This is a genomic window from Photobacterium sp. OFAV2-7, from assembly GCF_022347985.1.
Classification (GTDB): domain Bacteria; phylum Pseudomonadota; class Gammaproteobacteria; order Enterobacterales; family Vibrionaceae; genus Photobacterium.
The window spans coordinates 1-4133 of record NZ_JAKRFQ010000443.1 but is presented as its reverse complement, the minus strand read 5'-3'; the positions used below and the strand labels follow the sequence as shown (position 1 = coordinate 4133).

General features: G+C 43.5%; 4 protein-coding genes. 3 read left to right on the top strand and 1 reads right to left on the bottom strand.

The genetic code is table 11. The annotated features are described in order from the left end of the window. Nucleotides 1-370: hypothetical protein (locus MHN01_RS18595; protein ID WP_239412714.1), on the bottom strand; the 370-nt coding region annotated here is incomplete at its 3' end. 255 nt (nt 371-625) lie between these two features. Between MHN01_RS18595 and MHN01_RS18590 the strand changes: the two genes are divergently transcribed. The 3 genes from MHN01_RS18590 to MHN01_RS18580 all read left to right on the top strand — a co-directional run bounded on the left by MHN01_RS18590 (nt 626) and on the right by MHN01_RS18580 (nt 4069). Further along, complete coding sequence (locus tag MHN01_RS18590) at nt 626-1420, top strand: aminoglycoside 6-adenylyltransferase (RefSeq protein ID WP_239412713.1); 795 nt, start codon at nt 626-628, stop codon at nt 1418-1420. A gap of 411 nt (nt 1421-1831) precedes the next feature. Next, nucleotides 1832-3454 carry a tetrathionate reductase family octaheme c-type cytochrome gene (locus MHN01_RS18585; RefSeq protein ID WP_239412712.1) on the top strand — a complete coding sequence of 541 codons (1623 nt, stop codon included), beginning with the start codon at nt 1832-1834 and terminating at the stop codon, nt 3452-3454. 18 nt (nt 3455-3472) lie between these two features. Next, entirely contained in the window at nt 3473-4069 is a 597-nt protein-coding gene (locus tag MHN01_RS18580; protein ID WP_239412711.1) for a cytochrome b/b6 domain-containing protein, read from the top strand. The last annotated feature ends 64 nt before the right edge of the window (nt 4070-4133 follow it).

The following is a 4133-nucleotide window of genomic DNA, read 5'->3' as shown; positions in this document are numbered from 1 at the left end:
ACATCTCTTTCATGGCTGAAATGACAGAAGGCTCATTGAGCAGGTTAAATAGCATTCCCTTGGCAGATGATCTCTGGGAGTCGGTTAGAGCCTTCTTCGGGTTTTCTCTCGACTGTGTCAGGATGTTTTTGATAAACCTGTTGTTCGTTCCTGATACTTCGTATACAAATCTTAGAGTGTCTAACAGTTCGCCTTGCGGCATGCTATAGACAGCCATTTCACAACTAAGGTTATCCATAGATAGTAAGTTGTTCACTACCTCTTTACGCTCAGCATTGAACTTCTCTTTGGCCTCATAGGCATCAATCAAAGCCTGCACTCTATCGGCGATAGCTACCGGTACTTCCATTGTTTTCATTTCATGAGTCATTTTTGATTTACCTGTTCTAGCTGGGATTTAATCATTGGCTCAAGTTTACACGTTAGCTAATGATTCGACACTGCTTTAATGTGAATGTTGGTGCTACGTTGATGATCATAAGGAGACTTAACGCACAGTTTTCCCTTTTTAGTTAGGTGGTTATAGCTCAACATCCCGATAGTTGTGGCCTGAAGCCAAGTTGGGGAGAGGAGAGGCTGCTTCATTATTTTTATCATCTGTATCCATTAATGCGAAGCGGCTGAAATGAAAGATGATGTATTAAATATGCTGGTGAATAGACTGGCAAAGTTGGAGCAAGTTGAAGCAATAGCACTGGCAGGTTCACACAGTGTGCAGATGAATGATTCATTATCTGACTATGATCTGTATATCTATGTGAAGGAAATGATCCCGGTTGAAGTAAGAGCTGAAATTACTCAGAAGTACTGCAGTTATATCGAGCTCAACAACCAGTTTTGGGAAACCGAAGATGATGGCGTACTCACTTCCGGGATTGAAATAGAGTTAATCTATCGTGATTTGGGTTGGCTTGATGATGAACTCAACAAAACCATATTTCAACATCAGGTCAACACGGGCTATAGCACTTGTTTTTGGGCGAACTTACGTCACTCAATGATCCTTTTTGATAAGGACCAAAAGCTAACAGAGTTGCAGAAAAAATATGATGTTGATTATAGCGATGAGTTGGCCGATGCAATCATCGCCAAAAACCTGCCCCTGATTAGCAATGCCTTTCCTGCTTACCCTAAACAGATAGCTAAAGCGTTGAAGCGTAGTGACTCTGTAAGCGTTCATCACAGAATAACGGAATATCTGGCAAGTTACTTTGACATCTTATTTGCGATCAATCGCTTACCACATCCTGGTGAAAAGCGTTTAGTACAATTCGCATTGACGCAGTGTCGGCTATTACCGGTTAACTTCGAGCAAACAATCGAAAAGCTTCTGCTTCTTGCTGGCCAGCATAGCGCCGAATTGCCAAAACTCGTGAAGGGGGCGACTAACGACTTAAGGGCTCTGGCAGACGAGAGGTGATATTTGACAGACTAATGAGGTGATTGGGTTGGTTGTTTTAATCACTTGTTTTTTGTGTGAAATTTAAATTTCTTTGATAAAAAGCAAACACATTGAAAACAATATGAAAATAAATACTGTGATCTAGGTTATAGGAATGGCTTATAACCTTGTCAATTGTGTGTGTATGAGTACTACATTAGCAATAAGTAAATAAGCGTTTTGTTTTTTAGCTTTTTCTAACTCATGTTTTGTTAGTACTTTCACCCAGAGTTGGCCCCAATCGTGTTTAGCGTTAAGGGCTAAGTCTACATACTTATATTAGATTATTATTGAAGTCTAATATTCTGGTTTGTGGACTTCATGCTGGCGATGAGAGTGACTTTGTAATCACGCTGGTTGGAATCATATTGCTGAAGGTGGCTTGTACTAATGAAAACTCAACTATTTCTGCTGCTACTGCTGTGTCTTTGCCCGAATGCTTTAGCTAGTGTTATTAACGAAGAAGACGTTACCAAGCGTAATATTCCGACGATAGCCAGTACCGCAGATCACTCAACATTTGAGATCCTGAATCAGGACTTTGATTATGCGCCGGATGTGACCGAAGCTTGCCTTAGTTGTCATACTGAAGCTTCTAAGCAGATCCATAAGACTTTCCACTGGACATGGTCAAAGGAAGTAGACGGCGTTGAAGTAGGCAAAGGGAAAAATGGGCTAAATAACTATTGTGTTTCAGCCAGAGGGAATGAGAGCTGTACCCAATGTCATATTGGCTATGGCTGGCGTAATGAAGATTTTGAGCATGATGCAGAGGAGAATGTTGATTGCCTAGTCTGCCATGATAAAACAAAGACTTATATAAAATCGGCAGCTTCATCCGGTCATCCTTATTATGAAGATACTAAGGTGGCAGGCAAGATTCAGAAAGCGGTTGACCTGAAATATGTCGCTCAACATGTAGGTAGCCCGGATCGCGAGAACTGTTTGGCCTGTCATGCGGTGGGTGGTGGTGGAAATGGTGTCAAACATGGTGATACAGATCTGTCGTTAATCGATCCAGCCTTCGAGTTGGACGTACATATGAGTCCGGAAAAGCTGAATTTCAGCTGCCAGACTTGCCATACCGCCAACGAACATAAAATAGCAGGTCGTTACAATGATCGAGCTGCATTCTTAGATTTTGAACTGAACCAAGGCCGGGTGTCGCGCGAAGGCAATAATCTTTCCTGCGAATCATGCCACAGTGCCATGCCGCACCAGGAGCGTGTGTTAGATAATCACACGGCTAAAGTGGCATGTGCATCCTGCCATATACCGGAAATGGCTCGAGGGCCATATCTAACCAAACTATCTTGGGACTGGTCTACAGCCGGGCAGATGAAAAATGGTAAGCCGATGACCATCGATCAGGAGTTCGATGGCGTGGTTAATCATGCCTACATGAGCAAGAAAGGTTCCTTCACCTGGGGGCGCAATGTCGTACCGGAATATCGCTGGTATAAAGGTGAACTAAAGCAAATGACATTGTTAGACACAATTGACCCTGATAGAGCACCAATCGATATCAATCCACCTTCAGGCAACTATAACGATCCGGATGCGCGGATCTGGCCTTTTAAAATTCATCGAGGCAAACAACCTTACGATACAGAGCTGAATCGTATGTTGCCAATCAAGTTATATGGTCGCCCCGGGTCGGGTGCGTTCTGGACCGAATATGACTGGAATAAAGCCCTGACTGCTGGTGCCAGGCTGAACGGGGTGGCGTTTAGCGGCCAATATGACTTCATTGAGACTAATGGCTACTGGCCAATCAAGCATATGGTTGCTCCCAAAGAGCAAGCTGTAGCGTGCGAAGCTTGTCACAGCCGAGATAGCCGGTTGGTCGGACTGAATGACTTCTATCTGGTTGGACGTGATAGCAATTCCATCGTTGAGTATTTTGGCATGATTGCTATATGGGGAGGGCTAGCCGCAGTCTTTATACATGCGCTTACCCGTATAGTGACGATTCGCCGCAGGAAAACCCGAACTGCCAATAGTCAGAAGTAATGAAAATGGGGAATGGTGATGAAAAAAACAATTGTGATTTTTAAGCGATTCGAGCGCTTTTGGCATTGGGGGCAGGCATTACTGGTGTTACTGCTCATTCTTACCGGGCTGGAGCTCCATGGGATTATGAGTCTGTTTGGTTTTCAGCAAAGCTCCATGCTTCATCATTGGGGAGGCTTTCTCTGGGTGGCAATCGTTGTGTTGATCTTTACCTGGGTGTTTACGACAGGAGAATGGAAGCAGTTTGTGCCTGATAGAAAAGGGATAGACGCTGTACTTCACTATTATCTTTATGGGGTATTTGTAGGTGAGTCTCACCCACACCATATGTCACCGGACAGCAAGTTTAACCCACTTCAGCGAATGGCTTATTTGGGGCTGTTATTTGTTCTGATCCCGGTTCAGATTGCTACAGGCATGATTTTCTATTTTTTTCCTGAGCTACGTGCTGCCGGGTATATCGAACAGATCGGTTCTGTGGCTGTGATACATACCTTTACAGCCTATGCCATAGTCGCGTTTCTGATTGTGCATTTATATTTGATCACCCTGGGAACCAAGCTTTCAAGTCACCTCAAAGCAATGCTGACGGGGAAAGAAGTTATCGATGAATGACAAGATTGTAGATTAACGATTAAGGGGAAAATGTAATGAAAAAATATGTTTTGGGACTAATGTT

What these genes read in the sequence shown, in the direction of transcription:
- MHN01_RS18590 (WP_239412713.1), top strand. Translation starts at nt 626, where the DNA reads ATGAAAGATGATGTATTAAATATGCTGGTGAATAGACTGGCAAAGTTG.
- MHN01_RS18585 (WP_239412712.1), top strand. Translation starts at nt 1,832, where the DNA reads ATGAAAACTCAACTATTTCTGCTGCTACTGCTGTGTCTTTGCCCGAAT.
- MHN01_RS18580 (WP_239412711.1), top strand. Translation starts at nt 3,473, where the DNA reads ATGAAAAAAACAATTGTGATTTTTAAGCGATTCGAGCGCTTTTGGCAT.